Below are 22,224 nucleotides of genomic sequence, written 5' to 3'. Positions count from 1 at the left end.
CCCGCTACTCGACCCCCGGATCAGCTCTGCGGAGTCCAGTGCCCATTAACAAACGGAATCCCGTTCGCCCCCAAGCGCGTATTCGCCTTGACCGCGCCAAGCCCATCCCAGCTACTGGCATTGGTCAACGGACTCGTGTCGTTGTACCCGGGCTGATTGGTCAAACTACTCATGTTCGCCCAACCCGCAGCCAAAGGCACTGTACTCCACGCCCAATACCGAGCCTTGCCGCCGGTGGTCATCAGCGACGTCGGGTAGTCGTGGACACCAGCCCGCAGCGCGCCCTTGAACCCAAGGTCCTTGAACATGTCCGCGCCGTCCTTCATACCGGCCCAGTAAGCCTTCGGGCTGAGCGCGGTCTTACCCATGGCCACATACCGCCCCACGCCGCTCTCCGGGAGCGAGGCCAGCAGCTTGTTCGCGGTGGCCAGCTTGGCCGCCTTGCCGCCGGTGATGCCCGCGGCCTCGCCGGCCCGGGCGAAGCGCATCGCCTTGGACACGCCCCGCACGCCCTTGAGGCCGTTGAGCACCTCGAAGAACTTCGAGCCCTTGGCCACGTTCCCCAGCAGCCGCCCCGCACCGCCGGACAGCACGCCGAGGACGTCGATGCCGACGTCCAGCCACGTGCCTCTGCCGTCCAGCGCGTTGATCACGTCGCAGCCCAGCGCCACCACCGAGGCGATCGCCGCCGCCGCGCCCAGGATCTCGCCGACGACCGGCACCCAGCTCAGCGCCAGCGCCAGGACGCCCAGGACGCCGGCGATCGCGCCGGCCCAGTGTCCGACGACCTGCGCGAAGTCCTCGATGCCGTGCAGGACGTCGCTGGCGATGTCGCCGACCTTGTCCCAGAACCCGTCTTTGAGACCGTCGTGGTTGTAGGCGTTCACGATGGCGTCGGCGAACTTGTTCGCCTGGCTGTCGCGGAAGTCGCGGGCGGCCTGCAGGTCCTTCTCGGCCTGCGCCAGGTCGCCGTCGAAGCCGGCCTTCTGGCCGTTCAGCTTCGTCAGCACCGGGTCCGGGCCGGTCGGCGGCGGGGTCCCGGGCGGCGGCGGGGGCTGCTTGGCCTGCGCCTGGGTGTGCGCGTCGATCTGGCCCTGCGCGCTGCGGCTGTTGGCCTGGGCCTCGCGCCCCTTGTTGATCGCGGCCTTGGCCAGGTCCTGCGCGTGCGCCAGCGAGCCGGCCCAGTTGCCCAGCGAGCCCTGGTCCGTGCCCAGCGCGCCGGCCGCCGCGTCGTAGCGGCCGAAGGCCTTGTCCAGCTTGCCCGCGGTGTCGCCGACCATGTTCTGGAACTCACGGCCGGAGTCGGAGTCCCAGCCCTGGCCGTTCACCAGGTTGCGCAGGTTCGCGGCCTGCTGCCGGATCGCGTCGGCGGTGTCGCGGTAGTTCTTGCCCAGCCCCGCGACCTGGCCCGGGTCTCCGGGGATGTTGTCGCCGGAGTTGTAGACCTCGTGGTCCCAGTCGATCGCCACGCCCCTCAGCCCTTCTTCGGTGGGTCGGTCAGCGCCTTGGCCAGGTCCGCGTCCAGCCCGTCCCAGCTCTTCGCGCCCTCGGACGCGGCACTCTGCAGGTGCTGCAGGTTGGACAGCAGGCTCTTCTTGTGCACGTCCCAGTTGGACGCGAACTGGTCCAGCGTGTCGGCCATGCGGCCCGAACCCAGGTCGCCGGCGTAGTGGTGGACGATGTTCCCCGAGTTCTGGAACTGATCGACCAGCTTGCCCAGCGCGTCGCCGATGTTCGCGAGCTCCCCGGTGTTGATCTTGATGTGGTCGGCCATCAGACCTCCCCCTTCCCGTTGTCTGTGCGGCTTTGTGTGCGGTGCTGGCGTGTGCGGCTCGTGTGCGGCTCGTGTGCGGCTCGTGTGCGGCTCCGACGAGAATCCGCCTCAGCGAGCCGGGAGCACCTGCAGCGTCTGCGCCAGCGCGTCGGACATCTCCAGCAGTTCCTCGCCCAGCAGGACGGCCGACCAGGTCACCGACAGCACGACCGCGAAGTCCGTCTGCGGCGGCCGCACGGCGTAGACCACGCTGTGCAGCAGCTTGCCGTCCCCGAACTCGTCGACGTCCCCGATCACCTGGCGGACCACCCGGACCGCGGGGCCGGCCGGCAGCACGCCGCGCCAGACGTCCACCGGCGCCGTCAGCTCCAGCCCGGGGTCGCTGTAGATCCGCTCCAGCCACTCCAGGGTGACCTCGGGGATCTCCTCGTCCGGATTGACGTCCACGACCTCGATCCGCGCCATCTCCACCGGCAGGACGTCGTCCGGCAGCAGATAGGCCATGGCCACGTCGCGCGTGGAGGAGTCCGCCGCGGCGGCCAGGATCTCGGCCGCGAACAGCTCGACGTCCTCGTCCTCGGCGTCAAAACCCTGACGCGCGCGCGAGGTGCTCTCCGCCCACGCCCTCAGGTCGCCGTCCTCGTTGACCGGCAGCCGGATCGCGATCTCCGGACGGTCCATCGTGATCGTGAAGTCACCGCGTGCCGCCACGTCTCAGCCCTTCCACACGAACGACAGCGCCATCGACTCGAAGAGCTCGACCATCGCCTCGGCCAGCGGCTCCACCGGGGTGCTGAACGAGAGCAACAGCTGCGAGGCGGTGTGCGGCACGTCGAAGAGCACGTCGTGGTGCGTGTCCGGGAACGTGCTGCCGTAACCCGGCCGCGGCGGGGTCTTATAGGTCTGCACCAGCGCCTTGCCCGCCGGCAGCTCGGTGACCCGGGCGTCACGCCCCTCGGCGGCCAGCCCCAGCGCCATCTGCTCCAGCGTCGCGCGCGCCTGCCCGGCCGGACGCGGGATCAGCGTCACCAGCAGGCTGGCGGACACCGGCACCCCGACGACGTCCATCGAGCCCAGATACAGCTCGATCCCGCCCTTCTCCCAAGCCTCCTGGCAGCGCCGCTCCAGGTCGCCCCGCATCTCCGCCTTCAGGTGCGGCGCGTTGTCGATCCCGCGGAACTTCTTGTCGACCATGACCTGGATCCGGCGCGGCCACACCTCGGGGTCCAGCGCGATGCGGGTCCAGCCTTGCGAGGGGATCATCAGGCGGTAGTCGCGGGGCGGCGCCTGCGCCCCGGTTTCCTCGTCGGCGGGCGCGCCGGGCCCGTCGACGGCTGCGGGGGAACCCGCGCTCGGGGGTTCGGTCGGTGATGTCACAGCTCCGGCTTCCTGGTCTCAGGCGGCGAAGGGGCCCCTCCCGGAACGGAGAGGCCCCTTCGGGGATTCGCGGCCCGCGGCGCGGGCCCGGCGGTGATCCCTTACTTGCCCTTGATGGCGTTGGCCAGCGAGGTGTCCATGTGCTCCATCTGGTCGGCAGCCTGCTTCAGGTAGTCGCACATGCCGGTCATGCCGCTGAGCATCTGCGTGGCGCCCTTGGTGAAGTTGCCGTAGGACTCGTCGAACGCCTTCGACGCCTGAGCGGTGACGAAGCCGCCGTTCACCAGGTTGGTGATCATGGCCTGCGCCTGCTTCAGAACGTCGCCGGCCTGGTTCTCGAAGTTGGTCAGCTGGCCGGCGGCCTGGCGCATCTCGCCGTATGTAACGTTAATGTCTGCCATTGTGGCACTCCCCTAAGTCTTGCGCGCCCGGCATCGAACGCGGCGCTCAGCCGGTCAGCGTCTGCTTCCCCAGCCCCGTGCGGAACACCCCGAAGACTGCCACCGGGACGTCGCCGTTGGCAACCGCCCCCAAGGCCCTCACCAGCGGTTTCCCTGGGATTCTGCCCCGTTATGCCGGGATTGCGACGCCGCTTGTAACCGGTTCCGGGGACCCGTCCCCACCCCCGTTGAGCTGCGCGGAGAGCCGTTCGCGGTCCAAAGCGTCCTCCCAGCCCGCGATGACGATGGTGCCGACGGCCGTTCCGCACAGGTTTGTCAGGGCTCTGCACTCGCTCATGAACTTGTCGATCCCGAAGATCAGCATGATGCCGGCGACCGGGATGGTCCCGACCGTGGACAGCGTCGCGGCCAGCACGATGAACCCGCTGCCGGTGACGCCGGCCGCGCCCTTGGAGGTCAGCAGCAGGACGCCGAGGATCGTCACCTGCTGAGCGAACGACAGGTGCACGTCCAGCGCCTGCGCGATGTAGAGCGCGCCGAGCGTCAGGTAGATGCAGGTGCCGTCCAGGTTGAACGAGTACCCGGCCGGCACGGTCAGCCCGACCACGTCCCGCCGCACCCCGGCCTGCTCCATCTTGTCCATGATCCGCGGCAGCACGCTCTCGCTGGAGGAGGTGCCGAGCACCACCAGCAGCTCCGGCGCGATGTACCGGACCAGCTTGAGGATGTTGACGTGCTGGGTCGCCGCGACCGCGCCGAGCACCACCACGACGAACAGCGCCGAGGTGCCGTAGAAGATCGCGATCAGCTTGCCCAGGCTGGTCAGCGTGTGCAGGCCGTACTTGCCGACGGTGAACGACATCGCGCCGAACGCGCCGACCGGGGCGGCGTACATGACGATCCCCAGCACTTTGAACAGGACCTTGCCGATCACCTCGATTCCGCGCGCCACCGGCTCGGCCGGCGCGCCGACCAGCTTGATGGCCACCGCCACCAGCACCGCGATCACCAGCACCTGCAGCACGCTGCCGGTGCTGAACGCGCCGACGAGGCTGTTCGGCACCATGTCGGTCAGGTAGTGCCAGGCGGTCTGGGTCTGGCCGGTCTTGATGTAGTCCGCGGCCGTCCCGGTGGCCTTGGGCACCTTGGCGTGCACCCCGGCCCCGGGCCGCAGCACGTCCATCACCAGCAGCCCGATCGCCAGCGCGACCGTGGACAGCACCTCGAAGTAGATCAGGGACCTGATCCCGACCCGGCCCACCTCGCGCAGCCGGCCCACGCCGGCGATCCCGGTCACCACGGTCACGAAGATCACCGGGGTGATGACCATCCGGATCAGGTTCACGAAGCTGTCGCCGAGCGGCTGCAGCTGGGTGGCCACGCCGGGCGCGGCGGCTCCGAGGGCGATGCCGGCGGCTATGCCGACCAGGACCCAGACGTAGAGCTGGCGGTACCAGCGACGGCGCGTCGTCGGTGGCGAAGAGGTTTCGGACATTGGTCGCTCCCCAGAGACGGCCGGGTTAACGGCCTTTACGGCTGACGGACGCCGTTCACTGTGGGGCAGGTCACAGATCACTTTCGTGGTTACGCGCATTACGCGCACAGCTCCCACGCGTTACTGAGACATCACGTGATCTCGGTGTTCGCCTTTGCCGAATCCGATTAGTCGGGGACACTGCGGGGCATGCGTCGTCTGCGGAGCCGGTTCAGCATCGCCACCCAGGTACTGCTCATGCAGTGCGTGCTGGTGCTGCTGCTCACGGCGGCCGGCTCCACCGCCGCCGTCCTGCAGGCCCACGCCACCGAGCACGACGGCGCCCGGCGCCAGGTGCTCTCCACCGCCGAGGCCCTGGCCGGCGCACCGTCCACGATCGCCGCGCTGCACACGGCGAACCCGACCGTCCCGCTCCAGCCCGAGACCACCGCGCTGGAGCAGCAGGCCGGCGTCGATTTCGTGGTGGTGATGACCACCGCCGGCGTCCGCTTCACGCACCCGAACCCGGCCCTGATCGGCAAGACCTTCGTCGGACACATCGCGCCGGCGGTGGCCGGGACGTCGTTCACCGAGGACTACTCGGGCTCGCTGGGCCCGTCGGTGCGCTCGGTGGTGCCGATCCGCGATCCCCAGCACGGCGGCGCGATCATCGGCCTGGTCTCGGTCGGCATCACCCAGCACCGGCTCAGCTCCCTGTTCGGGCAGCAGCTGCCGCTGGTGATCGGGATATCGGCCGCGGCGCTGGCGCTGGCGGTCCTCGGGGCGTACGCGGTCGGCCGCCGGGTGCGGCGGCAGACCCGCGGCCTGGGCCCGGTCGCGCTGGCCGAGCTGTACGAGCACCACGACGCGGTGATGCACGCGATGCGCGAAGGCCTGCTCCTGCTGGACCCCGCGGGCCGGCTCATCCTCGCCAACGACGAGGCGGTGCGGCTGCTGGACCTGCCGGACGCGCGCGCCGGCCGCACGCCGGCCGAGCTCGGCGTGGACGGCTCGCTCGGCGCGGTGCTGGCCGGCGGCGCGGACGTGGCCGACGGGATCCACCTCACCGACAACCGGGTGGTCACGGTCAACCAGTCGACGGCCCGGCGCGCCGGACGCGACCTGGGCACCGTGGTGACGCTGCGGGACCGCACGGAGCTGCAGGCGCTGACCGACGAGCTGGCCTCGGTGCGCGGCTTCGCCGAAGCGCTGCGCGCCTCCAACCACGAGGCGGCGAACCGGCTGCACACCGTGGTGACGCTGATCGAGCTGGACCGGCCGGGCGAGGCGGTGCGCTTCGCGACCGGCGAGCTGGCGGCCCAGCAGGAGCTCGTCGACCGGCTGTTGACCGCGGTCGAGGAGCCGGTGCTGGCCGCGCTGGTGCTGGGGAAGGTCGCGCAGGCCCGGGAGCGCGGGATCGAGCTCGGCGTCGGGGACGTGACGGCGGTGCGGGACCTGCCGCTGCCGGTGACCGACGCGGTGACGCTGGTCGGCAACCTGATCGACAACGCGCTGGAAGCGGTCGGCGGGTATGAGGGCGGGCACGAGAGCGACTACGGGGGCGCCGCGGCCAAGCAGGTCTGGATCGAGCTCTCCGACGACGCCTCGGGCCTGCGCGTCCAGGTCGCCGACAACGGCCCGGGCATCGCCCCGGAGTTGCGCGAGGACGTGTTCGTGCGCGGATTCACCACCAAGGCCGAGGCCGGGCGCGGTCTGGGGCTCGCCCTGGTGGCGCAGATCGTGAAGCGGCACGGCGGGACGGTCTCGGTGTCCGAGGCGGAAGGCGGCGGCGCGGTGGTCGAGGTCCGGATCCCTAGAAGGGCCGAGCGGTGATCCGCACTCTGGTGGTGGAGGACGATCCGGTCCTGGCTGCGGCGCACCGGGTCTACGTGGAGCGGGTCCCCGGTTTCGAGGTCGCGGACGTGGCCCGGACCGGCGCCGACGCACTGCGCGTGCTGGCCGCGCGGGACGTGGACCTGGTGCTGCTGGACGTGTACCTCCCGGACATGACCGGCATCGACCTGTGCCGCACGCTGCGGGCCCGGGGCGACGCGACCGACGTGATCGCCGTGACCTCGGCCCGGGATCTGGCGACGGTGCGGGCCGCGGTGTCGCTGGGGATTGTGCAGTACCTGATCAAACCGTTCCAGTTCTCGACGTTCCGCGCCCGGCTGGAGGCGTACGCGGAGTTCCGGCGTGCCACCGAGTCCGCCGACGCCAACTCCGACTCGCTGCAACAGGACGAGCTGGACCGGATGCTCGACGGGCTGCGGTCGCCGCGGCCGGCGCAGCTGCCGAAGGGGCTGTCGGACAGCACCCTGGCGGCGCTCGTCGGGATCCTGAAGGCGGCCTCGCCGCTGACCGCCGCCGAACTCGCGGAGCGGGCCGGGGTGAGCGCGCCGACCACTCGCCGGTATCTCGAATACCTGACAGCTCGGCGGCTGGTCTCGGGACAGCCGCGCTACGGCGGGCCCGGGCGTCCGGAAACCGTCTATCAGTGGTCCGGCTGAGGGCGTCGCCCGGGGGTGTGAACGTTCCCTCAGGGCATTCGTCAGCATCCATTCAAGGGCCGCCGCACCCCCGTTGACAAGCCCGTCTATCCGACGTTGAGCAAATGGTGAGCCCGGCGGCGGACAGTGGGGCGTATGCGAGTTCTCATCACCGGACTGGGTCGGCGGCGCAGCCGGACCCTCAGCGGCGGATTGGCCGCGCTGGGGTTCGACGTGCTGGACGCCGCCGACGTCACGGGGGCCGGGCCGCTGCGGCGGCTGCCGGACGTGGTGCTGCTGGAATGCGGCATCGTCGATCGCGAAGTGCTGGCGTTCTGCCGCCGGCTGCGCACCGAGCTGCAGGCCCCGATCATCGCCGTCACCCACCGCGTCGACATGGGCGCGTGGCTGCGCGGCCACGACAACGGAATAGACGACTACGTGGTCCAGCCTTTCGGACTGCAGGAACTGGCCGCGCGTCTGCGGTTGGCCGTGGCCCCACCACGACCACCCCTGACCCCCGGGCCGCCGCGCCGCATCGTCGCCGGACCCCTGGTGGTCGCGGAGGACTCGCGGACGGTCACGGTCAACGGCCAGCGCGTCGCCCTGCGTCCCAAGGAGTACCAGCTGCTGGTGGTCCTGGCCCGGCAGGCCGGCACCGTGCTGGCCCGCGACCAGCTGATAGCCCGGCTGTGGCCGGCCGGCTGGGACGGCGCCGAGCGGTCGCTGGAGGTGCACATCGCCTCGCTGCGCTCGAAGCTCGCGCTGCCCGGCATGATCGCCACGGTGCGCGGCGTCGGGTACCGGCTGGTGACGCCGGAGTCGTTCCTGCGCCTGAGTTCGGAGGCGGTGCGGCAGCTGCGGGAGGAAGCTGCGGGCCGCGAGCGGACAGTGGTGGCGGCATAAGGGCATTTCAAGCGCACTATTGCGATTGGGCAACGACTGCGACGTCGACGATCGACAGCACGACGGCCGCCGTGGCTCGGGACACCCCGACGTCACGGCGGCCGTCGCCACTTCCGGTGACGATTCGGTCACGAGAACCGCCGGACGACCGCGTCCGAACCGGGAGAAATCACAAAACGCCCCTCCCCGGGCGCCCTGAAAGGCGGTTACGATAGCCGCTCGCAGGGGGATGGCGAACCGTCCAATGCCGCATCGCTCCGGGGGTCTCCTCAGTCTCGGCGCCCTGCGATGCGGCCTGACGCGTAGACGGGGAAGACAGCTGTGAGCAAGGACCGAACGATTCCGGGCGCCCCGGCGACGGGCGCGGCCTTCGGCGGCGGCCGTGCGGTCGCGGCCAACCGGCTGCCCACCGCTCCGCGGGAGCGCAAGCCGGCGTTGGCGGCTCTGGCCGTGCTGCTCATTCTGGCCGGGGCGCTGGCGACGATGATCCTGGTGACGAAGTCCGGGAACCGGGTGTCAGTGGTCCGCGTGGGACCCGCCACGATCGCGGCCGGGTCGAAGCTGGACGCGAGCCAATTCGTGGAGACCAGCGTCGCCAAGGACAACAGCATCAACTACGTGCCGTGGAGCCAGTTCAGCTCGATCCTGCAGGGCCGGACCACGTACAACACTCTGGTCAAGGGCTCGCTGGTGACCACCGACATGGTCACCGACCAGTCCGGCAACTCGGCCGGCCAGGCCCCCGGCACCACCCTGATGGGCATCCAGGTCAAGCAGGGCCACTACCCGACCGGCCAGATGTACCTCGGCGACAAGTTCACGCTCTACACCGACACCGTGACCGCGGGCCAGAACGGCCAGAACGCCACCGCGAACTGGGTCGCGCAGGGCACCGTGACGCTGGTGAACCGGGACGACGCGGAGACCATCACCGCGACCATCGCCGTGCCCACCGACAAGGTGCTGACGGTCGCGAACGCCGCCGACCTGATGCTCACCAAGACCTTCGGGTGAGGCAGCCCACCCCATGTCCCTGATAGTCCTGGCCTCCGACAAGGGCTCCCCCGGCGTCACCACGACCGCGGTGGCCCTGGCCGGCGTGTGGCCGCGCCGCGCCGTGCTGGCCGAGTGCGACCCGGCCGGCGGCGACCTGGTGTACCGCACCCCGGCCGAGAGCGGCTCCCCGCTGAACCCCAACATCGGCATGCTCTCGCTGGCCACCACCGCGCGCCACGGCCTGACCCCGCACCAGCTCGAACAGCACATCCAGCGCATGCACGGCGGCCTGGAACTGGTGGTGGGCCTGGCCACCGGCGACCAGTCGGCGGGCCTGGCGGGCCTGTGGCCGGCGCTCGGCCGCGCCTTCGACGCACTGCCGGAGGCGGACGTGATCGCCGACTGCGGCCGCGTCGACGCCGCCGGCCCGGCCCTGGACCTGATGGCCACCGCGGCGCTCGTGGTCCTCGTCGCCCGCACCTCGGCGGAGCAGATCGCGCACGTCCGCGACCGAGCGCTGTCGCTGCTCCAGCGCGTCGGCGGCGGCACCGCGACCGCCGGCGGAGGCTTAGGCGTCCCGATCGGCGTGGTGCTGATCGTCGACCCGAAGCAGCGCGCCCGCGTCACGGCACAGGTGGACGAACTCATGCGCAACAGCGGCCTGCCGGTGAAGGTGATCGGCACGATCGCCGACGACCCGGACGGCGCGGACCTGATCAACGGCCGCGGCCGGGGCCGCCTGGACCGCACGCTGCTGATCCGCTCGACGCGGGAGGTGGCGCTGGACCTGTACCGGCGGTTCGCGACGCCTTCGCAGGGAGCTGCGATACCGCAGGGCGGGGCGCCCATGATGCCGCCCGGGCAGCCGATACCCGGGCCGCAGCAGCAGTACGCCGCGCCGCCAATGCAACCGATGCAGCCGATGCAGCCGATGCAGCCGATGCAGCCGCAGCAGCAGTACGCGCCACCCATGCCGCCGCCTCAGACCGCACCGGTCAACGGATACGCGCCGTCGGCACAGCCGACACAACCAGCACAACCGGCACCTCCGACGCCGACCGCAAAGCCGCCGATGTTCCGCCGCGACACCCAGACGCAGCCCGCGGTCTGGCCCAGCGAGCAGCCCCCGAAGCCGCCGACCTCGGCTCACGAAGGCTTCACCTCGGTGACCCTCGGCGGCGGCCCCGATCCGCGCCCCGGCAACCTGCCCTACCAGGACGCGAGCGAACCCGACATCGCGCCCGGCCGCCACGGCCACCGCGCCCGCCCGCCGCAAGAAGAGGAAGGTCAGCGCTGATGGCCTCCCCCATCGACCACGGCCTCGTCAAACGCCTCCGCCAGGACGTCGGCGACCGGCTCGCCGAGCAGCGCCGCGCCGACCAGGCCTCGCGGCTGCCCCCGATGACCGGCGAGGACGAGCGCCAGTACGCGCGGGCGCTGGTGGCGCAGGCGTTGGAGGATCACGCGCGCGCCGAGATCACCTACGGCCGTACTCCTCCCAACGCCATGGAGGAGGAAGCGCTCGCGGCCGCCGTGCACGCCGCGCTCTACGGGGTCGGCCGCCTGCAGCCTCTGCTCGACGATACCGACATCGAGAACATCGACATCAACGGCTGCGACCGCGTCTTCATCGGCTTCGCCGACGGCCGCGAGGCCGAGGGCGAGCCGGTCGCCGACACCGATGAGGAGCTGATCGAGCTCATTCAGGTGCTCGGCGCCTACTCCGGCCTGTCGTCGCGGCCTTTCGACACCGCGAATCCGCAGTTGGACCTGCGGCTGCCCGACGGCTCGCGGCTTTCGGCGGTCATGGACGTCACGCGCCGGCCGGCGCTGTCCATCCGGCGTGCGCGGCTGGGCAAGGTGTTCCTGCGCGATCTGGAGAACAACGGGACCGTGCTGCCGGAGCTCGGCGGCTTCCTGCGGGCGGCGGTCGCGGCGCGGAAGAACATCATGATCGCCGGGTCCACCAACGCCGGGAAGACCACGCTGCTGCGCGCGCTGGCCAACGAGATCCCCGGGCACGAGCGCCTGATCACCGTGGAGCGGGCTCTGGAGCTCGGGCTCGACCAGTTCCCGGAGCTGCATCCGAACGTCGTCGCGTTCGAGGAGCGGCTGCCGAACTCCGAGGGCCACGGCGCCGTGTCGATGGCCGAGCTGGTGCGTCGCAGCCTGCGGATGAACCCCTCGCGCGTCATCGTCGGCGAGGTGCTGGGCGACGAGATCGTCACCATGCTGAACGCCATGTCGCAGGGCAACGACGGTTCGCTGAGCACCATCCACGCGAACTCCTCGCTGGAGGTCTTCAACCGCATCTCCACCTACGCCCTGCAGTCGCGCGAGCGGCTGCCGGTCGAGGCCAGCCAGATGCTGATCGCCGGCGCCATCAACTTCGTGGTCTTCATCACCCGCCGCAACGCCTACCACCACGGCGGCACGCTGCAGCGCATGGTGACCTCGGTCCGCGAGGTGAACGGCATCGACGGCCGCGTGCTGTCCTCGGAGATCTTCGCCGAGGGCCCGGACGGCCGCGCCGTCGCACACGCACCGATCGCCTGCATGGAAGACCTCGCACAGGTCGGCTACACCGGTCCCCTGCCGGCCCCCCACGCCCCCGGATGGAGGTGACGCCCGTGGACTCCGCGGTGTTCAACCCCACCACGTTCGCCGCGCTCGGCATCGGCGCGGCGATCGGCGGCGGCCTCGCCCTGCTGATCGCGGCGATCCGCGGCTTCCCCGCCAAGCCGCAGCAGGAGCGGCAGCGGACGGCCGCCGACGTCATCAGGTTCCTGTCGACGCGCGGCGCGGTCGCCGTGGTGGTCGGGGCCGTGGTGCTGGCCGCGACGCGCTGGCCGACCGCCGCGATCGCCTCCGGCGTCCTGGTCTTCTTCTGGAACCAGATGTTCGGCGGGCTGGCCGCCGAGCGCGCCGCGCTGGCCCGGGTGGAGGCGCTGGCCGCCTGGACCGAGAGCCTGCGCGACACCATCGCCGGCGCGGTCGGCCTGGAGCAGGCGATCCCGGCCACGGCGCGCGCCGCGTCCCCGGCGATCCGCGAGAACCTGCACACGCTGGTCGACCGGCTGCGCGCCCGCATGCCGATGCCGCAGGCGCTGGAGTACTTCGCCGACGACATGGACGACGCCTCGGCCGACCTGGTCATCGCCGCGCTGATCCTGAACTCCCGGCTGCGCGGGCCGGGCCTGCGCGAAGTGCTCGGCGCGCTCGCGCAGTCCTCGCGCGAGGAGGTCGACATGCGCCAGCGCGTCATGGCGCAGCGCAGCTCGACCCGGCGCAGCGTGCAGATCGTGGTGGGGGTGTCGGTCGCGGTGGTGCTGGGCCTGGCGGTCTTCAACAAGTCCTTCGTGCAGCCCTACAGCACGGCCACCGGCCAGCTGGTGCTACTGGGGGTGATCGCGCTGTTCGCGGCCGGCTTCTTCTGGCTGCGCAAGCTGTCCTCGATCGAGACCCCGGCGCGCTTCCTGCAGCGCGCGCACAGCCCGCAGGTCCCCGAGCAGCGCGGCGGTGAGCAGCGGTGACCTACCAAGTGCTGGCCGGCGCGCTGGTCGGGCTGGGCCTGTTCCTGCTGATCAGGGCCCTGATGCCGGGCAAGCCGGACCCGATGGCCTCGATCGCGCGCATCGACGCGCTGCGGCAGCAGACCTCGTTCGCGTACACCTCCCAGCAGGAGCAGGCTCCGCCCAAGCGCCTGGCCCGGCTGCGCGACGAGCTCGGCACGTCGGTCAACGAGTTCTACATCCGCCAGGGCTGGCAGATCCGCTCGCTGCGCGCGGACCTGGCGATCCTGGACCGCTCGGTGGAGCAGTTCCTGGCGACCAAGCTGCTGCTGGCGGCGTTCGGCGTCATCTTCGGCCCGTTCGTCTTCGCCGCCTTCTACATCATCGGCCTGCACCTGACGCCGACCATCCCGGTGTGGCTGGCGCTGCTGTTCGGCGCGGTCTTCTTCCTGCTGCCGGACCTGGAGGTCAAGGGCCAGGCCGCCGAGAAGCGCCGCGACTTCCGCCGCGTGCTCGGCGCCTACCTCGACCTGGTGGCGATGAACCTGGCCGGCGGCCGCGGCCTGCCCGAGGCGCTGATGGCGGCGGCCGAGGTCTCCGACGGCTGGGCGCTGCGCCGGATCCGCGACGCGCTCACCGACGCCCGGGTCACCGGCATCTCGCAGTGGAACGCGCTGTCCCAGCTGGGCGACGCCCTGGACATCGACGAGCTCAAGGACCTGGGAGCCGCGCTGGCGCTGGTCGCCGAGGACGGTGCGAAGGTCCGCGAGTCGCTGTCGGCGCGCGCCGAGACGATGCGGCACCGCGAGCTGTCCGAGATCGAGGGCGCGGCCGGCGCGAAGTCCCAGTCCATGCTCGTGGCGCAGATGCTGCTGTGCGCGGGCTTCATGGTTTTCCTCCTGTACCCGGCGATGGCCCGGGTCATGGGCTCTATCTAGGAGAAATACGAAGATGAAGGCTCAGGTCATCAGAACCGAGTACGCGCAGCTGTTCCCGGTACAGCCGTGGCAGCACGTGGTCGCGACGTCGCAGGGCTCTGTCATAGAGCCCTGCGACACCGCCGCGGCGATGACGGAGAACGTCGCCGCCGCGCCCCGCAAGGCCTCCGACCGCGGCGCGTCAGCCGTCGAGTGGGTCGTCATCACCGGCATCGTGGTGGCGATCGTGGCCGGTGTGGGCTACGGCATCAGCAAGGCGATCTCCGGCAAGGCCAACGACGCCTGCAACCAGATCAACAACGCCGGCACCAACGTCAGCGTCACCGGCGGCGGCAACGGCGGGAACACCGGCGGCACCACCAGCGGAACCACCGGCGGCAACGGCTGCGCCAAGTAGCGAGCGTCCATGACACACGGGGTGCAGGACGAGACGGAGTCGCGCGGCAGACGGTCGCTGCGCGACGACCGCGGCATGACCGCGATCGAGTTCGTCGTCCTCACTCCGCTGCTCTTCCTGCTGTTGATGCTGACGGTGCAGTTCGCGTTGTTCCTGTTCGCCAAGCAGGCCGCGACGGCCGCGGTGCAGGACGGGGCCCGGACGGCGCGCGAGGAGGCGGCCTCGAAGGGCTGTGACTCCACAACCGGCACCTGGCAGCAGGACGCGGTGAACGCCGCGGTGTCCCGGGCGCAGAACCTCGGCGGACAGCTGATCCTCAAGCCGGTGGTGAAGGCCGGCTTCACGCTGGACCCGGGACTGAACGCCGACTGCAAGATCTCGCTGGTCACCGTGAACCTGCACTCGGACGTGCCCTCGGTGTTCCCCGGCTTCGGCCTGACCATCGACGTGCACGCCGGCGGCCCGCTGGAGCAGCCGGTGAGGCACCCGTGAGCCGCCGCGCCCGCGGCCCCGTCCGCGCCCGTGACGGCGGGGTGTCCTCGGTCGAGGTCGTGCTGATGGCGCCGCTGATCGTGATGCTGATCCTGCTCATCGTCGCGCTCGGCGTGATGGTCAACGTGCGCAGCGAGGTCGAGGGCGCGGCCCGCGACGCCGCCCGCGCCGGATCGCTGCAGGGCACCGGCCAGGACGCGATAGCCCAGGCGCAGGCGGCGGCCGACGCCGACCTCGGCAAGCGGTGTCAGGGCTCTGCCACCGTGACCAGCGCCTACGTCCCGCCGGCGGCGAACGGCGGCGGCTACTACAAGGTGACGGTCGCGTGCACCGTGGACATGTCCGGGTTCGGCGTGTTCGGCGCGCACCAGACGTTCAACCAGACCTTCGCCGCGCCGATCGACCCGCTGCAGAACTTCCATCCCGGGCCGGTGCCGACTTCCACCCCGCCGGGGCCGCAGCCCACCACGACGTCGCCGAGTCCGTCGAGCACCCAGTTCTCGGCGCCGACCTGGCTGCCCCCGTCGTCCCTGCCGACGAGCGGCGTGATCACCACCACGATCGGCGGTCCGCCGACCCCGACGAACCCGACACCCACGGCGCCGACCGGTACGACGCCGCCGCCGAGTCCGCCGACGCCGACCGGCACGGGCACGGGCACCGGCACCTCGACCACGCCTTCGACCAAGCCCTCGACCACGCCCCCCAAGACCTCGCCGACCACCTCGCCAACCAAGGCTGCGGGGCACTGATGGGGAGCCGTCTGGACACGCTGCGGAAGAACCTGCGCGAGAACCTGCGCGACGACCGCGGATCGCTGGCCATGGCCGTGGTCATCTGGGCGCCGGTCGTGGTGCTGCTGATGGCGTTCCTGGTCGACGTCGGCCTGCTGATCTCCGACCGCACCCAGGCCTCGGACTACGCCGACCAGGCGGCGCGGAGGGTCGCGCAGGACATCGACCAGGGCTGGCTCAAGACGTACAACGCGCGCGGGCCGAAAGGCGAGGACCCCGGCATCAAGGTCAACGTCGACCCGAAGACCGGGGACTGCGTCCCGGACGCGCAGCAGTACCTGATTGACAACCAGATATCAAACACCACGATCACATCGTGCCAAGTCACCGGGAATCCGACGCCACAAAACCTGTACGTCAATCCCCGGATAACGGTCACACTACAAATGCAGTACAAGCCACTCTTCGTCGGTTTCGCCCTCAAAGGTGACAGTACTGTCACCGGGACGGGATCTGCGACACCGGTCATCCCGAAGTAGCAGAGCAGGAAAGGGGGCGCGGACGCATGGTGCACGATTCGGACCGGCAGTACCTCGCGCCGCAGGGGCCGCCGCCAGGCCTCGCGCAGGCCCAGGCGCAGCAGACTCCGGTCGCGCTGAAGCGGCAGCGCAGCGCCGCGGACGTCGTCACCGGCCTGGCGGCGCTGCTGGCGTTGCTGGCGCTGGTGATCGGCGTGCCGCTGGCCCTGGCGTACTTCGTCGGCTGGCCCCTGCCGCACAAGATGCCCTCCGGCGGCCTGCTCAACGCCACGATCGACACCAAGACCTTCACCAACGTGCTGGCGATCCTGGTCTGGCTGGCGTGGGCGCAGTTCTCGGCGTGCGTGCTGGTCGAGGCGCTGGCCGCCGCGCGCGGCATCGGGATGCCCGGCCACGTGCCGCTGTCCGGCGGCAGCCAGATCCTGGCCCGCCAGCTGGTCGCCGCGGTCCTGCTGATCACCGCCTCCGCCGCGTCCTTCGCCCCCGGCCTGTCCTCGCTCGGCCGCACCCCCGACGACGGCCCGCACCGCGCGCCGGTCGCCGTGACCCAGGTCCTGCAACAGGGAACCCGCGCCGACGCCCCGATGCCCTCGGGCCCGGCCGCCCGCACCGCGACGAACATCGACGCCCGCACCGCGACCGACCTGAAGGCCACCCCGGTGAAGGGCGCGACGAAGTTCTACCGCGTGCAACCCCCGGCCGGCCGGCACCACGACTCGCTGTGGGAGATCGCGCAGCGGCACCTCGGCGACGGCCGCAGGTACCAGGAGATCTACGAGCTCAACAAGGACCGGGTGCAGCCGGACGGCTCGACGCTGACGAAGGCGTCGCTGATCCGGCCGGGCTGGATCCTGGAGATGCCGGCCGACGCGGTCGGCGGGGATCTGGTCGGCGATCCGGCGGCACCGGTTCAGGCGCAGGCGCACCCACAGACGCAGGCGCAGACGCCGATGGACACCGGCCGATCTCCGCACCAGCAGGGCGCCCCAGCCGGCGCGCTGGACGCGTCGGACAACGACGTCTCCGCGTCGGAACAGACGATGAACCTGGCCGCCGTGACCGACGACGGCCCGGGGAAGCGTTCGGACGCGATCCAGATCATCGTCGGCGACCTGTCGCAGAACCCGCAGACCCACCCGACACAGCAGGCACCGCATCAGACCTCGACTACACCGACGCCCACGAACACCTCGGCCCACCACGAGCAGACCCCGGCCGGCGACCAGTCGCCCTACCGCCTGCCCCTGGAACTGGTCTCCGCGCCGCTGCTGGCCGCCGGACTGCTCGGTGCGCTGACCCGCAACCGGACCCGCCAGCTGTGGAACCGCGCCGCCGGCCGACGCCTGTCCGGCCCCGGCGACGCCGCGGGCGCGGAGGAAGCGATCCGGCTCGGCGCCGGGATGGCTGACGTGCGCTTCCTGAACCAGGCGCTACGCGAGCTGTCGGCGTCGCTGGCCACCGCCGGCCGGCCGCTGCCTGCGGTGCAGCTGGCGAACCTGACCGGATCAGGCCTCGAACTCCGGCTCGCGGAGCCGGCGCCGGCCGCCCCGCAGCCCTGGCACACCCGGCCGGACGGGCTCGCCTGGTGGGTGGCCCGCACCGACGTCGGCACGGTCGCCAAGCGCGTCATGGAGGCGGCCGTGGCGCCGTGTCCGGGGCTGGTGACGGTCGGCGCGGTCGGCCCGGACGCGGCCACCCGCGTACTGCTGGACCTGGAAGCCTCGTGCGGCGTGATCTCGGTCGGCGGCGACGACGCCATGCGCCGCGCGGTGCTCGCCGCGATGGCCGTGGAGCTGCTGACCAACACCTGGTCGGACAAGATGACGGTGACGCTCGTGGGCTTCGCCGGCGACCTGACGACGCTGGCCCCGGGCCGCGTGCACCAGACGCAGTCCCTGGAGGAAGTACTCCCGGGTCTGGAGACCGAACTCGCCGAACGCCGCCGCGGCCTGTCCGAGGCCGGTCTGGACTCGGTGCTGGGCGGCCGCCTGGGCATGGTCGGCGGCGCGGGCTGGCCCCCGCACTTCATCATCAGCGCCGCCCCGGTCTCCGGCCCGACCGCGGCCCGCCTGGCCGCCGTCGTCGGCGACCCGTCGCGCGTGGGCATCGGCTACCTGATCGCCGGCGACGTCCCGGGCGCCACCTGGAAGGCCACCGTCGACGCCGCCGGCCGGTTCCGACTCCCGGCGCTCGACCTGGACGTGGCGGCCCAGCGCCTGCCCGACGACCAGTACCGGTCGGTCCTGGCGCTCTTCGAGGCCACCCGCGACCTCGACGGCGAACCGATCCTGCCGCTGACCGCCGAGGCCGCGGTCCTGGAGGCGCAGCTGCGCCTGACGCCGACGGTCTCGGTGCGCCTGCTGGGCAACCTGGAGATCACCGGCGCCTACGGCGACCTCGACGAGGACCGCGTCGACCAGGCCGCCGAAGCGCTGACCTTCCTGATGCTGCACCGCGACGGCGTCCATCCCCGGGTGCTCACCTCGGCGCTGTTCCCGCGCGGCGCCAGTAACGAGGTCGGCGACCAGGTCCTGCACCGCATGGGCACCTGGCTCGGCGTGGCCCCGGACGGCTCCCCGAACCTGGTGACCCTGCCCGACGGCCGTTTGACCGTCTCGCAGAGCGTGCGCAGCGACTGGGAGATGTTCAAGAACATGCGCGCGCTGGCGGACGCCGACCCGCGGTATCAGGACGCGAAGAACCGCGACCAGGTCCTCGGCCAGGCCCTCGGGCTGGTCCGCGGACCGCTGCTGGCACACCGCGATGCAAGCCGCTACGGCTGGCTGGCGTACGAGTCGGTGGAGGCCGAGGTGCCCGCGCTGATCGCGGACACCGCGGTCGAACTGTGCGAACTGCGGCTGTCGCTCGGCGACGCCGAGGGCGCGATCGACGCGGTCCGCAGCGGGATGCGCGGCTCGCCCTCCGACGAGGAACTGTGCCGCGCCCTGCTGCGCGCGACCCACGCCACCGGCGACGAGCAGCGGCTGCGCGAGGTGATAGCGACGGTCGAGGAGCAGACCCGGGCGATCCACGGCGAACGCGGTCTGCACCCGAGGACCGAAGCGCTGGTGGACGAACTGCTGCCGAGCTGGCGCGAGGGACACGGGGCCGTGGCGGTAGGCGTCTAGGGCGGTAGACGTCTGGGCCGGGACGGGTCCGGACTCTGAAACGGCGGCCGAGGCGCCACAACGGGATGACTGCAACGGGATGACTTGGGGGAACGCAGGGATGGTGCTCATGAAGCGGGACACGGTATACAAGGGCCTCGTGGGGGCGTTCGGGGCTTGTCTGCTGCTGGCTGGTTGTTCCAGCGCACAGAAGCCTGCCGTTCTCGGGCCCGTCGGCGGGAGTGCCACCGGGAGCCCGTCCACCAGTTCCTCGGCTACCCCGACCGGCGCTTCCGGTAGCACCTCCAGCTCCGCGAGCTCCGCAGCGAGCAGCAGTTCCGCGGCCCCGGCGCCGACGAGCGTCGCGTCGTCGAGCGGCGAGTGGTCCTACTCCGCCTCGGTCCCCGGCGACGCCGACATCGCGGCGGCGTTGAAGGCCTTCCAGAACTACGCGGCGATCTCCTACCAGATGGCGATCAAGGTCCAGTACGACAACAACCTCGTCGGCTACGCCGACGGCAACGTGCTGTCCCTGGCGAACAACTTCGTCACCCAGGAGCGCCACGACGACCTGATCTCGCGCGGGCCGGAGATCGTCAGGGTCACCGGGGTCACGAAGGACGGCGGGACCCCGCCGATCGTGACGGTCACGACGTGCACGGACGACACGAAGTTCCCGATGTACAGCTCGTACGGGCCGAAGAAGGGCCAGATCCTCGCCCTCGCCCCGAAGACCCCGACCCCGGACATCTACAAGGTCCACCGAGGTGCTGACGGCAAGTGGCGCGTCAACGCCGTGACTCCGGAGACCACGCCATGTTCAGTGTGATGAGACGGCTGCTGACCGCGGCGGTCACGGTGTTCGCCCTGACCGCCGCGATGGTGGTCGCCACGTCTGCCGCCCCCCGCCCCGTACACGCGGCCGGTACCGGCGACACCAGCGGCTGCACCGCCATCGTCTCGACCCGCGACGGCCAGACCATCTGCGAGATCGACGGCTCGAAGGGCGGCGGGGGTGGCGGCGGCAACGGGAACGGCGTCAACATCGACTGCAACTCCGCAGGCACCATCGTCTGGAACGGCAAGACCTACCAGTGCGACATCGGCATCTGGTCGTTCAGCGGCGGGTGCTACATCACGCCGGTCGATCCGCAGCCGGCCACCAACGACCCGATCTGGGGCAGCAGCGACCCCTCGACCAACCGCATGCAGTGGGCGGACTGCGACCACATCCCGCCGACGCTGGTCGGCGCGGCGGAGATCGTCGGTCCCTGCGTCGGATACTGCGCCGGGCCGAATCCGGTGGAGCGGATCACGAACGAGCTGCAGATCAACAAGCCGGACCTGGGGATGGCGCCGCCCGGCGGCGCGGGGAAGGACGGCTTCGTGAACCAGAACATCTGGTTCTGGAGCAAGGCCCTGGACACCTCCACGCAGACCCGGTCCGCGGGGAACGTGGTGGGGACGCGGACGTTCGTCTCCGCGGACTGGCAGATCAAGCTGGGCGACCAGGCCGCGCCGGGCACGCCTGTGCACTGCACATCAGACAACGAATACACCCCGGACAAGGGCGCGGCCGCTTCGCCGGACCCGAAGTGCGGGTTCCAGTTCACGGCGCCGGGGACGTACACCATCTCGGTGTCGACGACCTGGACGCTGGTCATCTCGCAGAACGGCGCCCCGGCCCCGCCGCAGACCATCACGAGCCAGCCGAACACGACGACGATCCTGATCACCGAGGGGCAGAGCACCAACGGCTGAGCCGGTCGGACTCGGCTGGAGGATCGCCCGCGTCGCCGTCTGATGACACCGTCTGACGGCACGCGGGCGATTCGCGCTTCCCGGGCTTGCCTTTGCTCCCCCGGGTGCTGCCGCCGCTTGTGCAGCCCCCTGGTGCAGCCCCGCGCGCGTAGTCCTGGCCACCCCTGATATCACTGTTACAGCCGCCGTCCACCGGACGGGGCGAGGGGACCGAAGGGAGCCGGCGTGAGCGCAGCGGGCGAGCGCCTCTGGCGCCCCGAGCCGCCGGTCCCGCTGGCACGGCTGACGGTGTGGACCACGCGCGGCGGCGCGCCGGTCGTGGTGCGGGATCCGGAGGTGGGGACCGGGATCTACGTCGTGGCGTCCACGCTGGCCAGCATCGACCTCGCGGACGCTCCCGGGGGTGCGCGGCCGGTGGCGCCGGGGGCGGCGGACGCCGTGCTGGCGCTGGTGCCGGAGCACCACGGGCTGGTGGTGGACAAGGCCTCGGCGGACCCGGTGGTGGTCTCGGCGGCGACGGTGGACCAGCTGCGGCCGCGGCCGATCCCGTACGGGACGGAGTCCGATGCCGCCTTCCACTTACCGCCGCCGCATGTGACCGCCTACCTCGCCGGGATCCGGCGGGCCGCCCGGCCGGCCGGTGCGGGGCGGATCACGGCGGCGTGGACGCTCTTCCCGGACAGCGTTCCGGCCTTGCTGCTGATCGTGAAGCCGGCGCGGAAGGCCGACGGGTCCGCGGCGCTGGACGCGGTGTACCGGGCGGTGCAGGAGCTGGCGCCGCCGGAGGCGGTGCGGGTGATCGACGCCGGGACGCTGAGCCGGGGGCAGATGTTCCGGACGCTGAGCGGGCAGCGGTTGGTGGAGTCGCCGGCGCCGGATCCTGATCCTTATGCGTGGCCTGCCGGGGGTGCTGGAAGTGGCCGGGGCGCTGGCGGCACCAGGGGCCGCTGGGGCACTGGGCAGGGTTCGGGGGCGCGCGGCGGCGGCGCCGGCCGTGGCGCCGGCGGTGCTGGGAGCGCCGGGGGTCCCGGGAGCACTGGCGGCACCGGCCTCGGCCCGCGCGGTCGGCGCCCGGGCTTCGACCCGGCGGCCGGCAGGCGTCAGATCAACGGCCGCACACCCTTCAACCTCGCGCTGGCGATGGTCGGCGCGCTCACGGGCGCCTTCGTGACGGCGGTGCCGCGGGAGTTCTCGATGCACGGTGCGGCGGCCGGGATCGTGGTCGCCGTCGGGGTCCTGATCATCGTGGCCTGCGTCGGCGGGGCATTGCGGGACTTCTTCCGGAAAGAACCCTGACAGCCGGAAAGCCGCTCCCCCGACCGCACCC

The 22,224-nt window shown here is 71.4% G+C and carries 22 protein-coding genes; 16 read left to right on the top strand and 6 right to left on the bottom strand.

Annotation, left to right across the window (positions count from 1 at the left end):
• Positions 1 to 20: 20 nt before the first annotated feature.
• The 6 genes from GWK61_RS25695 to dctA all read right to left on the bottom strand — a co-directional run bounded on the left by GWK61_RS25695 (position 21) and on the right by dctA (position 5,047).
• The gene (locus GWK61_RS25695; RefSeq protein WP_194912035.1) at positions 21 to 1,469 is read right to left on the bottom strand and encodes a putative T7SS-secreted protein; all 1,449 of its coding nucleotides are present in this window, start codon (positions 1,467 to 1,469) and stop codon (positions 21 to 23) included.
• 5 nt (positions 1,470 to 1,474) lie between these two features.
• Positions 1,475 to 1,774 (bottom strand): hypothetical protein, encoded by a 300-nt coding sequence (locus GWK61_RS25690; RefSeq protein WP_194912033.1) that lies wholly within the window; start codon positions 1,772 to 1,774, stop codon positions 1,475 to 1,477.
• 108 nt (positions 1,775 to 1,882) lie between these two features.
• Positions 1,883 to 2,485, bottom strand: a complete 603-nt coding sequence (locus GWK61_RS25685; RefSeq protein WP_194912032.1) for a hypothetical protein — start codon at positions 2,483 to 2,485, stop codon at positions 1,883 to 1,885.
• A gap of 3 nt (positions 2,486 to 2,488) precedes the next feature.
• Entirely contained in the window at positions 2,489 to 3,151 is a 663-nt protein-coding gene (locus GWK61_RS25680; protein ID WP_194912031.1) for a hypothetical protein, read from the bottom strand.
• Between the two features lie 101 nt (positions 3,152 to 3,252).
• A complete protein-coding gene (locus GWK61_RS25675; protein ID WP_194912030.1) occupies positions 3,253 to 3,552 on the bottom strand; it encodes a WXG100 family type VII secretion target in 300 nt (99 codons plus the stop codon).
• A gap of 169 nt (positions 3,553 to 3,721) precedes the next feature.
• Entirely contained in the window at positions 3,722 to 5,047 is a 1,326-nt protein-coding gene (gene dctA / locus GWK61_RS25670) for a C4-dicarboxylate transporter DctA (protein ID WP_194912029.1), read from the bottom strand.
• A 189-nt stretch (positions 5,048 to 5,236) separates the two neighbouring features.
• Here dctA and GWK61_RS25665 point away from each other — a divergent pair, with 189 nt between their 5' ends.
• The 16 genes from GWK61_RS25665 (at position 5,237) to GWK61_RS25590 (ending at position 22,193) form a co-directional block, all read left to right on the top strand.
• Entirely contained in the window at positions 5,237 to 6,859 is a 1,623-nt protein-coding gene (locus tag GWK61_RS25665) for a sensor histidine kinase (protein WP_194912028.1), read from the top strand.
• Complete coding sequence (locus tag GWK61_RS25660) at positions 6,856 to 7,536, top strand: response regulator (RefSeq protein WP_194912027.1); 681 nt, start codon at positions 6,856 to 6,858, stop codon at positions 7,534 to 7,536. Before GWK61_RS25665 ends, GWK61_RS25660 begins: the two co-directional genes overlap by 4 nt.
• 135 nt (positions 7,537 to 7,671) lie before the next feature.
• Positions 7,672 to 8,421, top strand: coding sequence for a response regulator transcription factor (locus tag GWK61_RS25655; protein ID WP_194912026.1), 750 nt, complete (start codon positions 7,672 to 7,674; stop codon positions 8,419 to 8,421).
• Between the two features lie 321 nt (positions 8,422 to 8,742).
• Positions 8,743 to 9,435 carry a hypothetical protein gene (locus GWK61_RS25650; RefSeq protein ID WP_194912025.1) on the top strand — a complete coding sequence of 231 codons (693 nt, stop codon included), beginning with the start codon at positions 8,743 to 8,745 and terminating at the stop codon, positions 9,433 to 9,435.
• 13 nt (positions 9,436 to 9,448) lie between these two features.
• On the top strand, positions 9,449 to 10,714 hold the full coding sequence (locus GWK61_RS25645; RefSeq protein WP_194912023.1) for a hypothetical protein: 1,266 nt from the start codon (positions 9,449 to 9,451) through the stop codon (positions 10,712 to 10,714).
• Positions 10,714 to 12,042 carry a TadA family conjugal transfer-associated ATPase gene (locus GWK61_RS25640; protein WP_194912021.1) on the top strand — a complete coding sequence of 443 codons (1,329 nt, stop codon included), beginning with the start codon at positions 10,714 to 10,716 and terminating at the stop codon, positions 12,040 to 12,042. Before GWK61_RS25645 ends, GWK61_RS25640 begins: the two co-directional genes overlap by 1 nt.
• Positions 12,043 to 12,047: 5 nt before the next feature.
• Complete coding sequence (locus tag GWK61_RS25635; RefSeq protein ID WP_194912020.1) at positions 12,048 to 12,950, top strand: type II secretion system F family protein; 903 nt, start codon at positions 12,048 to 12,050, stop codon at positions 12,948 to 12,950.
• The gene (locus GWK61_RS25630; protein WP_194912018.1) at positions 12,947 to 13,867 is read left to right on the top strand and encodes a type II secretion system F family protein; all 921 of its coding nucleotides are present in this window, start codon (positions 12,947 to 12,949) and stop codon (positions 13,865 to 13,867) included. Before GWK61_RS25635 ends, GWK61_RS25630 begins: the two co-directional genes overlap by 4 nt.
• A 13-nt stretch (positions 13,868 to 13,880) precedes the next feature.
• Positions 13,881 to 14,264, top strand: coding sequence for a Flp family type IVb pilin (locus tag GWK61_RS25625; protein ID WP_194912016.1), 384 nt, complete (start codon positions 13,881 to 13,883; stop codon positions 14,262 to 14,264).
• Between the two features lie 9 nt (positions 14,265 to 14,273).
• Positions 14,274 to 14,756, top strand: a complete 483-nt coding sequence (locus GWK61_RS25620) for a TadE/TadG family type IV pilus assembly protein (RefSeq protein WP_194912014.1) — start codon at positions 14,274 to 14,276, stop codon at positions 14,754 to 14,756.
• Complete coding sequence (locus GWK61_RS25615; protein ID WP_194912013.1) at positions 14,753 to 15,508, top strand: TadE family protein; 756 nt, start codon at positions 14,753 to 14,755, stop codon at positions 15,506 to 15,508. The genes GWK61_RS25620 and GWK61_RS25615 overlap by 4 nt, the downstream gene beginning before the upstream one ends.
• Positions 15,508 to 16,029: a TadE/TadG family type IV pilus assembly protein gene (locus tag GWK61_RS25610; RefSeq protein WP_194912012.1), complete on the top strand. Its 522-nt coding sequence runs from the start codon at positions 15,508 to 15,510 to the stop codon at positions 16,027 to 16,029. Before GWK61_RS25615 ends, GWK61_RS25610 begins: the two co-directional genes overlap by 1 nt.
• Before the next feature lie 26 nt (positions 16,030 to 16,055).
• Positions 16,056 to 19,157: a BTAD domain-containing putative transcriptional regulator gene (locus GWK61_RS25605; RefSeq protein WP_194912011.1), complete on the top strand. Its 3,102-nt coding sequence runs from the start codon at positions 16,056 to 16,058 to the stop codon at positions 19,155 to 19,157.
• A gap of 109 nt (positions 19,158 to 19,266) precedes the next feature.
• Positions 19,267 to 19,965: a hypothetical protein gene (locus tag GWK61_RS25600; RefSeq protein ID WP_194912010.1), complete on the top strand. Its 699-nt coding sequence runs from the start codon at positions 19,267 to 19,269 to the stop codon at positions 19,963 to 19,965.
• A complete protein-coding gene (locus tag GWK61_RS25595) occupies positions 19,965 to 20,897 on the top strand; it encodes a hypothetical protein (protein WP_194912009.1) in 933 nt (310 codons plus the stop codon). Before GWK61_RS25600 ends, GWK61_RS25595 begins: the two co-directional genes overlap by 1 nt.
• Before the next feature lie 225 nt (positions 20,898 to 21,122).
• A complete protein-coding gene (locus GWK61_RS25590) occupies positions 21,123 to 22,193 on the top strand; it encodes a hypothetical protein (protein ID WP_194912008.1) in 1,071 nt (356 codons plus the stop codon).
• Positions 22,194 to 22,224 lie beyond the last annotated feature (31 nt).

The organism is Catenulispora rubra, from assembly GCF_015356825.1.
GTDB lineage: Bacteria > Actinomycetota > Actinomycetes > Streptomycetales > Catenulisporaceae > Catenulispora > Catenulispora rubra.
This window is presented reverse-complemented; position numbering and strand designations above follow the sequence as displayed.

Coding starts and splice junctions, on each gene's coding strand:
- GWK61_RS25690 (WP_194912033.1), bottom strand. CDS start 1,774: ATGGCCGACCACATCAAGATCAACACCGGGGAGCTCGCGAACATCGGC.
- GWK61_RS25675 (WP_194912030.1), bottom strand. CDS start 3,552: ATGGCAGACATTAACGTTACATACGGCGAGATGCGCCAGGCCGCCGGC.
- dctA (WP_194912029.1), bottom strand. CDS start 5,047: ATGTCCGAAACCTCTTCGCCACCGACGACGCGCCGTCGCTGGTACCGC.
- GWK61_RS25665 (WP_194912028.1), top strand. CDS start 5,237: ATGCGTCGTCTGCGGAGCCGGTTCAGCATCGCCACCCAGGTACTGCTC.
- GWK61_RS25655 (WP_194912026.1), top strand. CDS start 7,672: ATGCGAGTTCTCATCACCGGACTGGGTCGGCGGCGCAGCCGGACCCTC.
- GWK61_RS25645 (WP_194912023.1), top strand. CDS start 9,449: ATGTCCCTGATAGTCCTGGCCTCCGACAAGGGCTCCCCCGGCGTCACC.
- GWK61_RS25640 (WP_194912021.1), top strand. CDS start 10,714: ATGGCCTCCCCCATCGACCACGGCCTCGTCAAACGCCTCCGCCAGGAC.
- GWK61_RS25625 (WP_194912016.1), top strand. CDS start 13,881: ATGAAGGCTCAGGTCATCAGAACCGAGTACGCGCAGCTGTTCCCGGTA.
- GWK61_RS25620 (WP_194912014.1), top strand. CDS start 14,274: ATGACACACGGGGTGCAGGACGAGACGGAGTCGCGCGGCAGACGGTCG.
- GWK61_RS25610 (WP_194912012.1), top strand. CDS start 15,508: ATGGGGAGCCGTCTGGACACGCTGCGGAAGAACCTGCGCGAGAACCTG.
- GWK61_RS25605 (WP_194912011.1), top strand. CDS start 16,056: ATGGTGCACGATTCGGACCGGCAGTACCTCGCGCCGCAGGGGCCGCCG.
- GWK61_RS25600 (WP_194912010.1), top strand. CDS start 19,267: ATGAAGCGGGACACGGTATACAAGGGCCTCGTGGGGGCGTTCGGGGCT.
- GWK61_RS25595 (WP_194912009.1), top strand. CDS start 19,965: ATGAGACGGCTGCTGACCGCGGCGGTCACGGTGTTCGCCCTGACCGCC.